General features: G+C 43.6%; 14 protein-coding genes and 2 rRNA genes. 7 read left to right on the forward strand and 9 right to left on the reverse strand.

Annotated features, from left to right (window positions below; translation table 11 throughout):
* Nucleotides 1-2733, forward strand: a 23S ribosomal RNA gene (locus tag EXT43_RS08515); the annotation flags it as partial.
* Nucleotides 2734-2857: 124 nt separating this feature from the next.
* A 5S ribosomal RNA gene (gene rrf / locus EXT43_RS08520) occupies nt 2858-2972 on the forward strand.
* Between the two features lie 418 nt (nt 2973-3390).
* On the opposite strand, the gene EXT43_RS08525 is transcribed toward rrf, so the two are convergent.
* Genes EXT43_RS08525 through gpmM form a run of 4 tightly spaced genes read right to left on the reverse strand, consistent with a single transcriptional unit; the run spans nt 3391 to nt 8176 of the window.
* On the reverse strand, nt 3391-4149 hold the full coding sequence (locus tag EXT43_RS08525; protein WP_062566186.1) for a divergent polysaccharide deacetylase family protein: 759 nt from the start codon (nt 4147-4149) through the stop codon (nt 3391-3393).
* Between the two features lie 35 nt (nt 4150-4184).
* Entirely contained in the window at nt 4185-5453 is a 1269-nt protein-coding gene (locus tag EXT43_RS08530) for a S41 family peptidase (RefSeq protein WP_130166786.1), read from the reverse strand.
* A 35-nt stretch (nt 5454-5488) separates the two neighbouring features.
* A complete protein-coding gene (locus EXT43_RS08535) occupies nt 5489-6628 on the reverse strand; it encodes a peptidoglycan DD-metalloendopeptidase family protein (protein ID WP_130166787.1) in 1140 nt (379 codons plus the stop codon).
* A gap of 3 nt (nt 6629-6631) precedes the next feature.
* Complete coding sequence (gene gpmM / locus EXT43_RS08540; protein ID WP_130166788.1) at nt 6632-8176, reverse strand: 2,3-bisphosphoglycerate-independent phosphoglycerate mutase; 1545 nt, start codon at nt 8174-8176, stop codon at nt 6632-6634.
* 192 nt (nt 8177-8368) lie between these two features.
* Here gpmM and EXT43_RS08545 point away from each other — a divergent pair, with 192 nt between their 5' ends.
* From EXT43_RS08545 to gpsA, 4 genes are read left to right on the forward strand one after another with little or no spacing between them, the layout of a single operon-like run.
* The gene (locus EXT43_RS08545; protein ID WP_054562817.1) at nt 8369-8800 is read left to right on the forward strand and encodes a rhodanese-like domain-containing protein; all 432 of its coding nucleotides are present in this window, start codon (nt 8369-8371) and stop codon (nt 8798-8800) included.
* 30 nt (nt 8801-8830) lie between these two features.
* Nucleotides 8831-9088, forward strand: a complete 258-nt coding sequence (gene grxC / locus EXT43_RS08550) for a glutaredoxin 3 (protein WP_054550973.1) — start codon at nt 8831-8833, stop codon at nt 9086-9088.
* Between the two features lie 41 nt (nt 9089-9129).
* Nucleotides 9130-9615 (forward strand): protein-export chaperone SecB, encoded by a 486-nt coding sequence (gene secB, locus EXT43_RS08555; RefSeq protein ID WP_054550974.1) that lies wholly within the window; start codon nt 9130-9132, stop codon nt 9613-9615.
* Nucleotides 9616-9618: 3 nt separating this feature from the next.
* Complete coding sequence (gene gpsA / locus EXT43_RS08560; protein ID WP_055022087.1) at nt 9619-10626, forward strand: NAD(P)H-dependent glycerol-3-phosphate dehydrogenase; 1008 nt, start codon at nt 9619-9621, stop codon at nt 10624-10626.
* 74 nt (nt 10627-10700) lie between these two features.
* On the opposite strand, the gene EXT43_RS08565 is transcribed toward gpsA, so the two are convergent.
* Entirely contained in the window at nt 10701-12584 is a 1884-nt protein-coding gene (locus tag EXT43_RS08565) for a GGDEF domain-containing phosphodiesterase (protein ID WP_165385092.1), read from the reverse strand.
* A 103-nt stretch (nt 12585-12687) separates the two neighbouring features.
* On the reverse strand, nt 12688-13152 hold the full coding sequence (trmL, locus tag EXT43_RS08570; protein WP_058586636.1) for a tRNA (uridine(34)/cytosine(34)/5-carboxymethylaminomethyluridine(34)-2'-O)-methyltransferase TrmL: 465 nt from the start codon (nt 13150-13152) through the stop codon (nt 12688-12690).
* 101 nt (nt 13153-13253) lie between these two features.
* Here trmL and EXT43_RS08575 point away from each other — a divergent pair, with 101 nt between their 5' ends.
* Entirely contained in the window at nt 13254-14162 is a 909-nt protein-coding gene (locus tag EXT43_RS08575) for a cation diffusion facilitator family transporter (protein ID WP_082401648.1), read from the forward strand.
* On the opposite strand, the gene EXT43_RS08580 is transcribed toward EXT43_RS08575, so the two are convergent.
* Genes EXT43_RS08580 through EXT43_RS08590 form a run of 3 tightly spaced genes read right to left on the reverse strand, consistent with a single transcriptional unit; the run spans nt 14141 to nt 17156 of the window.
* A complete protein-coding gene (locus EXT43_RS08580) occupies nt 14141-15079 on the reverse strand; it encodes an alpha/beta fold hydrolase (RefSeq protein ID WP_130166790.1) in 939 nt (312 codons plus the stop codon). The two genes, EXT43_RS08575 and EXT43_RS08580, sit on opposite strands and share 22 nt — an antisense overlap.
* A complete protein-coding gene (locus EXT43_RS08585; protein ID WP_130166791.1) occupies nt 15080-16465 on the reverse strand; it encodes an ATP-binding protein in 1386 nt (461 codons plus the stop codon).
* 1 nt (nt 16466) lies between these two features.
* On the reverse strand, nt 16467-17156 hold the full coding sequence (locus EXT43_RS08590) for a response regulator (protein WP_130166792.1): 690 nt from the start codon (nt 17154-17156) through the stop codon (nt 16467-16469).
* Nucleotides 17157-17166: the final 10 nt, after the last annotated feature.

Consider the following 17166-nt stretch of genomic DNA (forward strand, 5'->3'; position numbering starts at 1 on the left):
CACTGAATACATAGGTGTAAGAGGCGAACGCGGAGAACTGAAACATCTAAGTACCCGTAGGAACAGAAATCAAGCGAGATTCCGGAAGTAGCGGCGAGCGAAACCGGACCAGCCCTTAAGCTTATTATGTGTTAGTGGAACATTCTGGAAAGTTTGACGATACAGGGTGATAGTCCCGTACACGAAAATGCATCTTAAGTGAAATCGAGTAGGTCGGAGCACGTGAAACTTTGACTGAATATAGGTGGACCATCATCTAAGGCTAAATACTCCCAACTGACCGATAGTGAACCAGTACCGTGAGGGAAAGGCGAAAAGAACCCCTGTGAGGGGAGTGAAATAGAACCTGAAACCGTGTACGTACAAGCAGTAGGAGCCCTTCGAGGGTGACTGCGTACCTTTTGTATAATGGGTCAGCGACTTATATTTTGTAGCGAGGTTAACCGATTAGGGTAGCCGTAGGGAAACCGAGTCTTAACTGGGCGTATAGTTGCAAGGTATAGACCCGAAACCCGGTGATCTAGCCATGGGCAGGTTGAAGGTTGAGTAACATCAACTGGAGGACCGAACCCACTAACGTTGAAAAGTTAGGGGATGACCTGTGGCTAGGAGTGAAAGGCTAATCAAACCGGGAGATAGCTGGTTCTCCCCGAAATCTATTTAGGTAGAGCCTCGGACGAATACTTACGGGGGTAGAGCACTGTTAAGGCTAGGGGGTCATCCCGACTTACCAACCCTTTGCAAACTCCGAATACCGTAAAGTACTATCCGGGAGACACACGGCGGGTGCTAACGTCCGTCGTGAAGAGGGAAACAACCCAGACCGCCAGCTAAGGTCCCAAAGTCATAGTTAAGTGGGAAACGATGTGGAAAGGCCCAGACAGCCAGGAGGTTGGCTTAGAAGCAGCCATCCTTTAAAGAAAGCGTAATAGCTCACTGGTCGAGTCGGTCTGCGCGGAAGATGTAACGGGGCTAAACTATGCACCGAAGCTGCGGATTCAAACTTTGTTTGAGTGGTAGGGGAGCGTTCTGTAAGCCGTTGAAGGTGTACCGGGAGGTATGCTGGAGGTATCAGAAGTGCGAATGCTGACATGAGTAACGATAATGCGGGTGAAAAACCCGCACGCCGGAAGACCAAGGGTTCCTATCCCATGTTAATCAGGGTAGGGTAAGTCGACCCCTAAGGCGAGGCCGAAAGGCGTAGTCGATGGGAAACGGGTTAATATTCCCGTACTTGGTATAATTGCGATGGGGGGACGGAGCAGGCTAAACAAGCATGGCGTTGGTTGCCCATGTGAAAGTGAGTAGGTTGAGAGTTTAGGAAAATCCGGACTCTTAAGACTGAGACACGAGACGAGCACCCAAGGGTGTGAAGTTGTTGATGCCATACTTCCAGGAAAAGCCTCTAAGCTTCAGATTATACCGAATCGTACCCCAAACCGACACAGGTGGTCAGGTAGAGAATACTAAGGCGCTTGAGAGAACTCGGGTGAAGGAACTAGGCAAAATTGTACCGTAACTTCGGGAGAAGGTACGCTCCTATCTGTGATGAGACTTGCTCTCTAAGCGGACGGGAGCCGCAGTGACCAGGTGGCTGGGACTGTTTATTAAAAACACAGCACTGTGCAAAATCGCAAGATGACGTATACGGTGTGACACCTGCCCGGTGCCGGAAGGTTAATTGATGGGGTTAGTTTTCGGACGAAGCTCTTGATCGAAGCCCCGGTAAACGGCGGCCGTAACTATAACGGTCCTAAGGTAGCGAAATTCCTTGTCGGGTAAGTTCCGACCTGCACGAATGGTGTAACCATGGCCACGCTGTCTCCACCCGAGACTCAGTGAAATTGAAATCGCAGTGAAGATGCTGTGTACCCGCGGCTAGACGGAAAGACCCCGTGAACCTTTACTACAGCTTGGCACTGAACATTGACCCTACATGTGTAGGATAGGTGGGAGGCTTTGAAGCAGAAACGCTAGTTTTTGTGGAGCCGTCCTTGAAATACCACCCTTGTAGTGTTGATGTTCTAACGTTGGTCCCTAATCGGGATTACGGACAGTGCCTGGTGGGTAGTTTGACTGGGGCGGTCTCCTCCCAAAGAGTAACGGAGGAGCACGAAGGTTGGCTAAGTACGGTCGGACATCGTACGGTTAGTGTAATGGTAGAAGCCAGCTTAACTGCGAGACAGACACGTCGAGCAGGTACGAAAGTAGGTCATAGTGATCCGGTGGTTCTGAATGGAAGGGCCATCGCTCAACGGATAAAAGGTACTCCGGGGATAACAGGCTGATACCGCCCAAGAGTTCATATCGACGGCGGTGTTTGGCACCTCGATGTCGGCTCATCACATCCTGGGGCTGAAGTCGGTCCCAAGGGTATGGCTGTTCGCCATTTAAAGTGGTACGCGAGCTGGGTTTAGAACGTCGTGAGACAGTTCGGTCCCTATCTGCCGTGGGCGTTTGAGAATTGAGAGGGGTTGCTCCTAGTACGAGAGGACCGGAGTGAACGAACCGCTGGTGTTCGGGTTGTCATGCCAATGGCACTGCCCGGTAGCTACGTTCGGAACTGATAAGCGCTGAAAGCATCTAAGCGCGAAGCAGGCCTCGAGATGAGTTCTCACTAGACTTTTAAAGTCTCTGAAGGGCCGTTGAAGACTACAACGTTGATAGGCAGGATGTGGAAGTGGTGCGAGCCATTAAGCTAACCTGTACTAATTACCCGTGAGGCTTAACCATACAACGCCAAACGCGTTTTATGACAGCGTAACGACAGAAGTTAAGAAACTAAAGTAGACATTTACTTGATATCAGATTTCCAGATTTATTAATTTGCTCAGATGAGCGAATTAAACCAAATTTGCTTGGTGACAATAGCGTTTTGGACCCACCTGACCCCATGCCGAACTCAGTAGTGAAACGAAACAGCGCCGATGATAGTGTAGCAGCTGCTATGTGAAAGTAGGTCATCGCCAGGCTCCAAATTAAAGAAAGCCCGATTCGAAAGAGTCGGGCTTTTTTGCGTCTGGAGCTGTCAGCTGTCAGCTGTCAGCTTTCAGCTGTCAGACGTCAGTTGAAACACAGAGTCTCTCTCAGCAACACCCCAGTAGGAGGCACTTCAGTGCCGAATCTAGACCATAACAAACACATTCATGGCTAAGGCCATTCCTACAAGTACACTTTGCCTAGAACCTAGAACCTAGAACCTAGAACCTAGAACCTAGAACCTAGAGCCTCCAGCAGGGGGAGACGCAGTACCAAACACCCACACCACGCGGCTGATCGCTGACGGCTGAAAGCTCTGTGTTGGGTTTCGCTTCGCTCTACCCAACCTACGCCAGACCTTAAAACTTTCCCCTCGCTAACTTTACTCTCGCTAACTTACTTTTATAACACTCATTCCCCTTGCCTTTGCTCTGCTTTGGCAAGCTGAATGTATTTTGTTTCGACTAGTTGTGAGAGGGGAACAAGTTCGAAGCCTTGCTGTTGTAATTCTGGGAGAGCTTGTTGTAGAAAAGCAACGGTTTCTGGATAGGGGTGGGCTATGGCGATTGCGTAGTTGAAGTGTTCAGCTTTACTTTTTAGTTCTTCAAGTTGATGTTGTAGCTGGCTTTGGGTGACATTGTTATCAAGAAATACATGGCGAGATACATTAGCCACACCATAGAGGTTAGCAACGTTTTGTGCTTCACTTTGACTGGTTGTTCGGCTATCTAAGAAGTATAAACCGCGTTTCTTTAATATTTCCATCGTCCATTTCATTGGCTCTGTAAGTTGTGTTAACTCAGAACCCATGTGGTTATTGACCCCTTTTACTTGTGGTAGAGAGGCTAACGCATGACCAAGGGTTGTTTGTAACTCTGACTTACTCATAGTATCGGTGAGTGCACCCGGACCAAGTGCTTTAGTTTTATCAAGCGCTTGCATTGGTACATGTAAAAGTAATTCTTTATGAGTTTTACTAGCGCGCTCAGCAAATATTTGTGAATAGGGTGTATGGGGCAAGATTGAGAAGGTCACTTGCCCTGGTAAGTTTAATATTTCAAGGTCGCGCTGATGATTGCCTATATCATCAATTACTATGGCTATTTGCTTTGCTTGGCAGAATAGCGGTAGGCAACATACGGCGAGTAATAAGCCTGTTTTTAAATTCACTTTTTGTAATTATTATATCCGTTGTGAGCATTTACTTACTGCATAATAAAGAGCTGCTTTGCTGTAAGTTGCTTTTTGTCTTGTCCATCTAGAAGTGAGCTAAAAAGTGCCAATTCTTGGATGTTTTTTATTATAACGCCTTGGTCAATTTCTGAAAGCATTGTTTGATTAATACTCACATCTGGGGTGATCCCCTTTCCATCGATAGATTGACCCGCAGGTGTGTAATAACGTGCTGTAGTCAGTTTTAATGCGGTATTACCGTTACCTAAAGGTATCAGCGATTGCACTGAGCCCTTACCAAAAGAAGTTTCGCCAATTAGCACCGCTCGTTGATTATCTCTTAATGCTGCTGCGAGTATTTCAGCCGCAGAGGCTGAGTTTTCGTTAATCAGTACAGCAATAGGAGCGCCACTGAGTATGTCGCCTCTATGGGCTTTATACTTCTGATTAGCTTCATTAAAGCGGCCTTTGGTTGACACTATGGTGCCGTTATCTAAGAACAGATCTGCAACTTCAATGGCCCCTTGTAATGTACCGCCTGGGTTATCGCGTAAATCAATAATTAAACCTGAAAGAGGGAAGCTATTGGTGACCTGCATTTTTGCAAGTTCCCGAGCAACATCGTGCAATGTGTGGTTATTGAATGAGTTGATACTGATAAGCGCAACGCCTGTATCTGCTAAATGGCCATGAACGCTTTGTAAGTTGATTTGTTGGCGCTTAATCGAGAAATTTAGCTCAGTATCTTTCTCTCTTTTAACAGCAACATCGACAGCACTTTGACCGCTTTGGCGAATTAATTTAGCCACTTCTTCGATGCTTTTGTCTAAAATAGGTTGTTGATTAATCGCTATAACTTCATCATTTACCTGAAGACCCGCAAGCGCCGCAGGTGAGTTATTAATAGTGTTAACAATATAAACCCGACCATCTTCAACTTTTACTTCTATACCGAGTCCCGTGTATCTACCATTAGTGCTACTGAAGATAGCATCGAGCTCAGTTTCGTCGAGGTATTTTGAGTATGGATCAAGGCGTTCGAATAACGCCTCAACTTGTAAGTTATCAGGCTGGGTTACAAATGTGTTTTGTAGTTTCAGATCATCAACATAATATGTATGGATATTAAATAGAATTTCGTTTAGTTGCTGATGCTGTAGTGACTGTAACGAGGGTTTTGCAATAGCCTGAAACGATTGCAGTATCAGGCATAGCAAGCTGACAAGTAATAAAAAAGACAGCTGAGTAAAAAACTTAGCTGGGGATAAATGAGCTTTGTAAGAGTAAGTTGTGTTTAGCATCAGCTGCTCCTCATAGAGTGCAGCTATTTAATCAATTAAATGCGTCTGCACCATTTTACAGGATTTACTGCGCGTCCTTTGTGGCGTATTTCAAAGTATAGACCAGGATCCGGTTGTCCGCCGCTTTGACCGACTAATGCAATTGTTTCGCCTTCTCTAACAAGGTCGCCAACATCGCGAAGTAGAGTTTGAGCGTGACCATATAAGCTCATAAAGCCGTTGCCATGATCAATAGCGATAACCCAGCCAAAGCCATTTAGCCAGTCTGCGTAAACAACTTGGCCGTTCTGTACGCTTTTAACATTACTGCCTTCTTTAGCGCTGATAAGTACGCCTTTCCAATCTATGTTGCCGTGCTTGCGTTGCCCAAAGCGGTGGCGTAATGCCCCTTTGGTTGGCCAGTCGAGTTTGCCCTTACTACTTTGTAAGCCTAGTAATTCAACTTTTTCATTTCGCTCTTGCTCAAGCTCTTCAATGGCGGTGATCAGGGTTTGCTCATTTTCTTTTAAGTAATCAATAGAGCTTTTAGTTTCTTTTAACGCTGACTGGAGTTTATTGAGGTTAGTTTTACGCTCTTGTTGTGCATTGACTAGAGCTTGCTGGCGTCTTTTTTGCTCATCATATAAGGCAACTAGACGTTGTTTGGTTTTTTCAAGCTCAGCCTGGTTGTCTGCAATTTCTTGCTGTAGTGCTTTGAGCTCTTCAATTTGCTCAATACGCGCTTTATTTAAATAATTATAATAACTTAGCGTGCGCTCAATTTTGGCTGTGTCTTGTTGGTTAAGCAACATTTTTGAGTAGTCATGGCTACCCGCCATATAGGCGCTTTTTAGTTGTGCAGCTAATAAGGTTTGGCGCTGTGCTTGCTGGGCTTTAAGTTGCTCAACTTTAGCTTGTTGTTCTCGTTGTTGTTGCTCATTTTCTTTAACTGATTGGGCGGTAAGGTTTAATGCTTTGGCATTTTGAGCTATGTCGAGTTCATGGGCGCGCAGATCTTTGCGCATTTGGGCAATGGACTTGCGTTGACCTTTAAGCTCAGCCTCTGTTTTTTGTAAAGCTGATTGAATGTCTGATAAGTCTTTTTTGGTTTGATCTTCATTAGCAACAACCGAAGTTGCTACTAATGAAGTCAGTATTAAACCAGTTTTAAAGAAGTGGTTAATACATTTACTCATAGCTTATTTCAGCGTCATGATTGGTTTACCAGTCATTTCACTTGGCTGCTCTAAGCCGAGTAGGTGAAGCATGGTTGGAGCCACGTCACTCAATGTTTTAGCATCATGTGGTGTTGCATCACGGCCAACATAGATAAATGGTACTGGCTCACTGGTGTGTGCGGTATGTGCTTGGCCCGTTGCTGGGTTAGCCATTTGTTCAGCATTACCATGATCGGCTGTAATAAGCGCTTCACCACCATGTTCTTCAAGTGCTGCAACTACACGACCAATACAATGATCAACTGCTTCACATGCTTTCACTGCTGCTTCGAATACGCCAGAGTGACCTACCATGTCTCCGTTAGGGTAGTTACAGATGATGGCATCGTATTTACCGCTAGCGATTGCTTCAACCAATTTATCGGTCAGCATTTCTGAGTTCATTTCTGGTTGCAGATCGTATGTTGCTACTTGTGGTGATGGAATTAGTTCGCGAGTCTCACCAACAAATTCATCTTCACGACCACCACTAAAGAAAAAGGTCACGTGTGCGTATTTTTCTGTTTCAGAAATACGTAGCTGTGTTTTACCTTGCTTCTCTAACCATTCGCCTAATACATTTGTTAAAGGCTCTGGGGCAAATGCAATCGGCGCTTTGATGTCTGCTGCATACTCAGTCATCATTACAAATGCGCTTAACTGTGGTGATTTTTTCTTATCAAAACCACTGAAGTCAGCATCAACAAAGGCACGAGTCATTTCACGTGCTCGGTCTGCTCTAAAGTTAGCAAAGATAACAGTGTCGCCATCATTGATCTCAGCAGCTGCTTGGCCTTCTGGCACAACAGTTGTTGCAGCTACGAACTCGTCGTTCTCGTCACGTGCATAAGCCGCTTCTAGTGCGGTTACACCGTCAGTGTAGCTGTATTCAGCAATACCACTAACCATAACATCATATGCAAGCTCGACACGATTCCAACGGTTATCGCGGTCCATTGCATAGTAACGACCAACAAGCGTTGCTAAGCGGCCACAGCCAAGTTCTGCAAATAAGGCTTCGATGCGCTCAATTGATGCTTTTGCGCTACGTGGTGGTGTGTCACGGCCGTCTAAGAAACCGTGGAAGTAGACTTCTTTTGCACCGCGCTTAGCTGCAAGTTCAATCGTTGCCACAATGTGGTCTTCGTGACTATGAACACCACCTGGGCTTAAAAGACCCATAATATGCACGGCTTTGCCTGCATTTACAGCTTTGTCGATATTATCAACAAGTGCTGGGTTGCTATCGAACTCACCATCATCAATGGCTTTAGTGATGCGAGTAAAATCTTGGTAAACGATACGGCCAGCACCTAAATTTACATGGCCTACTTCAGAGTTACCCATTTGTCCTGCAGGTAAACCAACATCAAGTCCCGAACCTGAAATTAATGTATGTGGGCGGGTTGCCCAAAGGTTGTCGAGTACTGGGGTATTAGCAGCAAGTATGGCGTTACTTTCTGTGTCTTCACGGTATCCCCAACCGTCTAAGATCATTAATACCAATGGTTTTTTATGCTCTGTCATTATAGCTCCTGAAGATTGGCACTTATATATCACTAGCATACCGTGTTTTATGGTTTTGATCAGCTATCAATATGTCATATTAAAATATTTCACGCCCTAGCATTTTCAATTGAAGCACGTATACTTGCGTGGCAAATTTTAATTAACCCATGGCTATGCGCTGTGGTACCTAAATTTCTTAGTGGAAAACGCATGGATCAATATATTGAATTTATCTCGAATCATCCGGTTTTGAGCATTATCTGGTTAGCATTAGTCGCTATGCTGATCAGCAGTTGGTTTAAAAGTAAATTTTCGGCTATCCGTCAAATCAACCCACAGCAACTTACCTTGCTAATTAACCGTGATGATGGTCAAGTGATTGATATACGTGCACAAAAAGAGTTTAACTCTGGCCGTATTGCAGGCGCAACTCACTTAAATCCGGAAAAAGCAAAGCAATCTGATTTTTCAAGCCTTGAAAAGTTTAAGACTAAACCCATTATACTAGTATGTACCACGGGCATGACTGCCTCAGGTATCGCAACTGCAATGCATAAAGCAGGTTTTGAGCGTGTTTATGTATTAGCGGGCGGTATGGGCGCTTGGCAATCAGCTAGCTTACCAACAACGACCGGTCGTTAATAAGGCTCACTGCCCGATAGAGGAATTATTATGAGTAATGTTGTTCTTTACACAAAAGCATACTGTCCATTCTGCCAACGTGCTTTGGCGTTATTAGACAGTAAAGGTGTAGACTACACGAATATCGATATTGGTGTTCACCCTGAGCGTCGTGATGAAATGATCGACAAAGCAAATGGTGGTTACACAGTTCCGCAAATTTTCATTAATGATGAACATATCGGCGGTTGTGACGACATGATGGCAATTGAAGCGCAAGGCCTTTTAGACGCAAAGCTTAACGCTTAATAAATTTTAAATATAAAAACGAATACAAGTTAGGAATTACAATGAACGAAGAAAATCAAAACGCAGCAGCAGAACAAGCCGGCGCTCAATTCTCAATCCAACGCATCTACACTAAAGATGTTTCTTTTGAGACGCCTAACTCACCTGCTATTTTCCAAAAAGAGTGGACTCCTGAAGTAAAGCTTGACTTAGATACTCGTTCTAACAAATTAGAAGAAGGCGTGTTTGAAGTTGTTCTTGCTTTAACAGTAACGGCTTCAATCGGTGAAGAAACAGCATTCCTATGTGAAATCCAACAAGCGGGTATTTTCACAATTGGTGAAGTTGAAGAAGTTCAACTTGCACACATGTTAGGTGCTTTCTGCCCGAACGTACTTTTCCCTTACGCACGTGAAGCAGTATCAAACCTAGTTAACCGTGGTACTTTCCCACAATTAAACTTAGCGCCAGTTAACTTTGACGCACTATTTGCTCAATACATGCAACAACGTGCAGCTCAAGATCAACAGGCAACTGCAGACGCATAAGCTATGAGTACAGCACAATCAGCTGTTACAGTATTAGGGGCGGGGTCTTATGGCACCGCCCTTGCTATTTGCTTTGCCAGAAATGGCCACCCAGTGACCTTGTGGGGCCGCAATAGCGATGACGTTGCTACGCTTGCAGCTGAGCGAAAGAATCAACGTTATGTTCCGGATGTTAGCTTTCCTGAAACCCTCCAACTAGAAGCAGATTTAGAAACGGCAGTTAAAGCAAGCAAGATCATTTTGGTTGTTGTTCCGAGTCATGCTTTTGCTGGCACGCTGCAAAAAATCAAACCTTGGTTGTCAGAAGGTGCTGAAGTTGCATGGGCTACCAAAGGTTTAGAGCCAAATACAGGGCGTTTATTACAAGAGGTAGCGGTGCAAGAGCTAGGAGATGATGTTCCTCTGGCTGTGCTTTCAGGGCCTACTTTTGCCAAAGAAATGGCAATGGGCTTACCAACCGCTATTTCGGTATCGTCGACCTCTAAAGACTTCGCTAAGCAATTAGCTGACCTTTTACACTGTGGTCGCTCATTTAGGGTGTATAACAATGATGACTTCATTGGTATACAGCTTGGTGGCGCAGTTAAAAATGTCATTGCGATTGGCGCTGGTATGTCTGATGGTTTTGGCTTTGGTGCCAACGCACGTACTGCCTTAATCACTCGCGGTTTAGCTGAGCTTTGCCGTTTAGGGTGTGCATTAGGTGCCCGTTCAGATACCTTTATGGGTATGGCTGGCCTAGGTGACTTGATCTTAACCTGTACAGATAACCAATCTCGTAACCGTCGCTTTGGTCTTGCTCTTGGCAAGGGTGAAGGCGTAGAAGCTGCAATTGAATCTATTGGTCAGGTTGTTGAAGGCTATAGAAATACCAAAGAAGTGTATTTACTTGCTGAGCGTACCGGTATTGAAATGCCAATAACGGAGCAAATTTACCAAGTACTTTATGAAAATAAAGATGTAAAAGAAGCTGCGATGGCACTACTTGGCCGTGAGCAAAAATCTGAATAATTTAGATTGTGCACTGTTAAATAAAAAACGCGATTTATTAATCGCGTTTTTTATTTGATGTACCGTTGCAACCACTAGCTAGATTGCTGCTTTTCTAGCGTGTCATTAATAAATTCGCTGACTTGATTGGCTTTTAATGGCTTGCAGTAATAGTAACCTTGTTGAAAATGACAGCCCATAATATGCAGCATGTAGGCTTGCTCTTCAGTTTCTACTCCTTCAGCAACCACATTAATATCCAAATATTTAGCTAGTCGCACTATGGTGGCGGTGATGTTGCGATCTTGGTCGTTTTTATCGATATCTTTTACGAATGACTTGTCGATTTTGAGCGTATCGATTGGAAAACGCTTTAAGTAACTGAGTGATGAATGACCGGTGCCAAAGTCATCCAGCGCGATGTGCACACCAATCGATTTAATGCGTTTCATTTGCTGCTCTGCAAACTCAGGGTTATCCATCATGGCGCTTTCTGTGATCTCGAGTTCTAAGCAATGTGCCGGTACGTCAAATTTAGCTAAGTTGTCGATGAGTGTTTCAATAAGACTACTTTGCTGAAAGTGTAAGGCTGAAATATTAATAGCGACATTACCAAACGAAATGTTTTGTTTTCGCCACTGGGCTAGTTGATTAAGCAGCTGCTCCATCAGTAATTGGGTGAGCGGAATAATGGCACCATTTTGTTCGGCAAGCGGAATGAACTCATCGGGGTTAATAACACTGCCATCTTCTTGAGGCCAGCGAACTAATGCTTCAAAGCCGTATAACTGATTATGCTGGGCATCAAACTTAGGCTGAAAATAAAGCTCAAACTCATTGTTGGTAATGGCTTTAAATAAAGCGCTCTCTTTGGTTAACTCGGTTGGGTCGAGAGTATGGCGCTCTTTATCAAAAAATTGATACGTATTACGGCCCATTTTTTTTGCATGATTCAAAGCACTATTTGCGCTGCGCATTAAGTATTCACAGTTGTAGGCGTTGTCTGGGTAGATAGCAAGACCACAGCAGGCAGATAGTGAAGTCTCAAAGCCATCTAACATAAATGGGGTTTTAAACTGCTGAAGGACGATGTCTGCGGTTTTTTTTGCAAAGAATACGGTTTGACCTGAATAAAGATAGGGCGGTACCAGTACCGCAAATTCATCTGCACCGAGTCTTGCAATGGTAAAGCCTGAATTTAGAGAGTCAGTTAAACGACAGGCTACCTCTTTTAGTAGTACATCGCCAATTGTGTGACCGAGCGAATCGTTAATTTTTTTAAAGTTGTCTATATCAATAAAGATGATCAACAGGCTAGGGTAAGTGTCGTTACAAGCATTGATTGCTTTTTCAAGGGACTCTATAAAAATGGCGCGGTTTGATAAACCCGTGACACTGTCTTTGGTCGTGAGCTTGAGCATAGTTCGCTCGTTATTCTTACGAGCAGTTACATCAGAAAACATACCAACGTAACGTACAGAGCTTTTTGCAAAGCGTGGTGTGGTCACTTTTGTTATACATAAATCAATGGCGTAGGGTTGCCCATCTTTGCGTAAATTCCAAATTTCGCCAGACCAATAACCATCATTACTCAGCTCTTGTTGGATAATTTCTTCGAGTTGTGTATCACGACCGGCTTGCGTTAATGCTTTGAATTTTTTACCAAGTACATCGGCTTTTTTATAACCCGATATTTCACTAAATGCGTTATTAATTTCTATGATCCGGAACTGTTCATCGGTGACCCAAATACCATCTTTAGACTGGGAAAGTAGAGCATCCATCAGCGTCATCTTTTGGTTTCTTTGATAATAGATAACCGCACCAATGAGGATGACAATCGCTAGAAAGATTAGTAGTAATAGGGGAGTCGTATTGGGGACTTGTGAGTTAGAGGGATTAGACACAGCAGCAGAAGCAGCACTAGAAAAGTGCTGCATCAGCAAAATGATACTGCATACTCGGGCAAAAAAGCGCATTAAATCCATCTTTAGGAACAAACTCACCTATTTAGGTTAGTCCATAAAAAATGGTCGTGCTAAACAATTAGTGAATATTTATTACAAGCGCTTTTTCAATGAGTTATTGACCGTTCACGAAACCCAGCTGACGCCAAGATTCATAAACAAATACAGCAACTGAGTTAGATAAGTTCATACTACGGCTGTCTTTTTGCATTGGAATACGTACACGTTGCTCTTTCGGCAACGACTGAATTAGATCATCAGGTAAGCCACGTGTTTCAGGGCCAAACACTAAACAATCGCCAGGCTGATATTGTGCTTGATGATGAAATTGGCTGCCCTTAGTGGTGCAAGCATAGACTTTTTTCGGCTGGCATTTTTCTAGATATGCTTCAAACGAGGCATGGCGCTGTACATGGCTAAACTCATGATAATCAAGACCTGCACGTTTTACGCGTTTATCATCCCACTCAAAACCAAGGGGTTCAATTAGGTGTAACGCATAACCTGTGTTTGCGCATAAGCGAATGATATTACCCGTGTTTGGTGGAATTTCTGGTTGGTACAACACAATATCAAGCATGTGAATCTCATTTATAAGGATTTGATCTGCTGCTGAGTATACACGAACTAGAATTAAAAGATGATATACTCAACACAGTTACTCACTAAAGGTAAGTTGTTGTGCAGCATCGTAGTTATGAGTTTTGGGTTAAAACAGCCAGTATAGTCACCATTGTTATGGTGAGTTTAATGATCGCAGCAAAAAGCTGGGCTTGGCTTGCATCTGGCTCGGCGTCAATGCTGGGTTCATTGACCGATTCGTTAATGGATATCACAGCCTCACTGATGAGTTTTTTAGTGCTAGGTTATGCACTACGCCCTGCTGATGACGACCATCGCTTTGGTCACGGAAAAGCCGAAGCATTAGCCGGGCTTGCACAGGCCGCTTTTATAGCTGGCTCAGGTTGCTTTTTAGCGTTTCATGGCATTGAGCGCTTATTTAATCCGGTAACCTTAAAGCATTCAGACCTTGGTATTTGGGTTAGTATTTTCGCTATTGTTTGTACGCTCGTGGTGGTGTTTGTACAAACTAAGGTGATTAATCACACCGAATCAATCGCCATTAAAGCAGACTCAATTCACTATAAAGGCGATTTAATCTTAAACTTGGCGGTATTACTGGCAATTGTGTTAGCTAAGTACGGCGTCGCTTATGCCGATCCATTGTTTGCTATTGGGGTGGCTGTTTATTTACTTTATAACAGCTGGGATATTGCTCGCGAAAGTGCTGATCACTTAATGGATAAAGAGCTCCCAGATGAAGAAAAACAACAAATACTGGCCATTGTGAATAGTCATCAAGACGTATTTGGTGCCCATGATATTCGTACTCGCCAAGGTGGTAAAATTAAGTTTATTCAGATGCATTTAGAGCTGGAAGACTCATTATCATTGATAAGAGCGCATCAAGTTGCTGATGAAGTAGAAGCGTTAATTCAAACGCATTTTGATTGTGAAATGGATATTTTGATGCACCTAGACCCACTTTCTGTGGTTAACAAAACACGTCAAAGCTCAGCACAAAATTGATAAAAATCGCTGAGCACTGCTTGTCTGATCTCGTCGCGTTCACATAATAACTCGTGGCGAGCGCTCGCATAGCTTTTTAGTTGTGCTTTTTGCCTATGGCTAAGTGCAAATTGCGCAGCGTTATCGACCACGGTATCTTGCTCGGCGCTGGCGATAAATAAAGGAATATCGACTTTTTTATCGACTAAAGAAGCAATAAAATCAAATGATGCATTAAGCCAACCATAGGTTACGCCACCTAGCTGTAAATCATCTTCTGCTGCATACAGCTCTCTGAACAGCTTATATCGAATTTCACTACTGGTTAGCTCATTAGCTGCAAAGTCGACTGGTAAATAATCGCGTTGGCCAAATGCGTAACTGCGGCCAAGACCAAGTAAGGATGCAATTTTAGCAGCCAGTTTTGCTACAGGCTTTGGCGTGCCTTTGGTATAGATATCAAACATCGGCGCTGATAAAAAAGCACCCGCAAATTGATGCTGATAGCGCGATAGGTAATCATAGGCAATGGCACTGCCCATAGAGTGGCCAAGCAAAACCTGCTTTCCTTGCCAGTGTTGATGCACCACTTTTTCTATAAATACAGCAAAGTCATCTGCGTAGTCAGTAAAGCGGTTTACAAAACCCTTATGAGTGTTTTTTAAATGACGATAAGAGCGACCTTGCCCCTGGTGATCAACACTAAAAACTGCAAAGCCATTTTGATATAGCTCCCACAGCAACTCTTTGTACTTAATTAAAGACTCTATTCGGCCAGTACTTATAACAATGGCCGTTTTTGCTTGTTGGGGAATTGCATAGCCGTAATAAAGCTTGCCATGAGCGGTGCTCAGAAAGTCTTGCTGTAATTGCTCAGAAAAAAACTGATTAATATTAGGTAGGTTATTAACAAGACTTGCTTCGCTACTATAAAACATTTACTCACTCTTATAAGGTAGGCGGATGTTTACGCACAGTCCGCCATGTTCTTGGTTTTCAAGTGTTAGTGTACCATCATGTGCTGAGATAGCATTCTTTGCAATAGCAAGACCTAAGCCCGTGCCGCCAGTGCTTCTATCACGAGCATGCTCCTGACGGAAGAAAGGTTCACACAGCCTTGCTAGGTTTGCTTCATCAACCCCTTTACCGTCATCACAAATAGTGATGTAGATAGCATCTGATTCAACTAAGCCTATTGAAATTGAATGTTCTGCGTATTTAATGGCATTGCGAAGTACATTCTCAAGCGCGCTGGCTATTAAGGTTTCATCGCATTTTAAATCGGCTGTTAGTGTACCATTTACAATAAGCTCTTTATTACTTTGCTTGGCCTCAAATTGAGCATCGTTGAGTACGTGATCTACAATCACTTGTAAGGATTGTGTACTCAACGACAGAGTCTGGCTTTTGGCTTCTAAGCGTGAAACTTGAAGGACATCGGCAATCATTTTATCGAGCTGATTGGCCTCTTTTTCAATGCGCTCTAAATAAGCGTGTTGAGCATCATCGGCTTGCATTTGTGCAAGGCCTGTGGCCATTTTTAAACGCGTTAATGGTGAGCGTAGTTCATGAGAAATATCTGCTAGCAGTCGTTTTTGAGCGCTAATAAGCTGCTCAAGTTGTACTGCCATGGTATTAAAGTCACGACCAAGTACACCTAACTCATCTTGACGAGTAGGAGATACATCGGCACGGGCAGTTAAATCGCCATGAGCAAGCTTTTTTGCAGTTTCTTTTAAACTATTAATAGGTGCAATTAAGTTACGGCTAAAGAAGAAACTCAGCATCAATGAGGCGATTAAAGCAATAAGCAGCTTGAGCCAAACTGGCATTAGCCATAGGCTGACAAAAAACGGTTTCTTGCGTTTTTCATCGATTTCATAAAGATAAAACTTACCTTCAGGCACATTCAAAGCTACCGGCCCATAAGCTTGATATTCATCGGTAAAAATAATTTGCGGACGCATATATTTGGTAAAGTTCAGCAAGCTTAAATCAATGTCTTTGGATACAGGTTCGCTAAGCATTTCAACACCATGAACCTCACCGTTTAAGTACAGTAATTTATGCTTTGATAAGCGCGGATGAGATAAAACCTCTTGAGTTGGTTTACCGTGCTTAGCAACAATACGCTCAATACTTTTAGCAGTGTACTCAAGATTTTTCAGCATGGGTCCACGCAGGTCGTCATTGCCGACATTGCTCGTTAACTGGCTTAAAAACACCAGTATTGTGATAGTCGCTATGACAGTAACCCAAAACCAAGCAAATATTTTTAAAAACAAATAATGGCGGGGATGCTTTAGCCAGCTTGGAGTTTGCATATTATTCGCCTTGTATTAATACATAACCACTGCCACGCATGGTTTTGATCCGTTCATTACTAACATGCTCTGCAATTTTTTTACGGATGTTGCTGACATGCATATCGATTGAGCGGTCAAAAGGAGCAAGGCGTCTACCTAATACTTGCTCACTGATTTGCTCTTTGCTGATCACCTCACCTGCATGTTGAACTAGCATGGCAAGAATTTCATACTCAGTGCCGGTTAGGCTAAGTACATTGTCATTAACAGAAGCCTCACGAGTTGCGAAATTTACATTGATGCTGTTGACACTCAATGAGCTTGTCTGTTGGTTCGATAAGCTGTTGATATGCTCGATGCGACGGGTAATTGCTTTAACGCGAGCTAGTAGCTCTCTGTGATTAAATGGCTTAGGAATATAATCATCTGCGCCTAGTTCTAAACCAAAGATACGATCAAAATCTTCGCCTTTCGCGGTTAACATGATCACTGGTGTGAGCTTATGTTGCCTTAATTGCTTTAGCACATCAAAGCCATCCATAGAGGGTAGCATCACATCAAGCAATATTAGCTCATAGTTATGCTTAATAGCTTGCTTTAGGCCTTCAGCGCCATCATGAACACACTCTACTGTAAAACCTTGTGCTGATAAGTACTCGCTGAGTAATTCGCACAATCCTGTATCGTCGTCGATCATTAATAGTTTCATTCTGACACCT

It is taken from the genome of Pseudoalteromonas sp. CO109Y (genome assembly GCF_004208935.1).
Classification (GTDB): Bacteria; Pseudomonadota; Gammaproteobacteria; order Enterobacterales; family Alteromonadaceae; genus Pseudoalteromonas; species Pseudoalteromonas shioyasakiensis.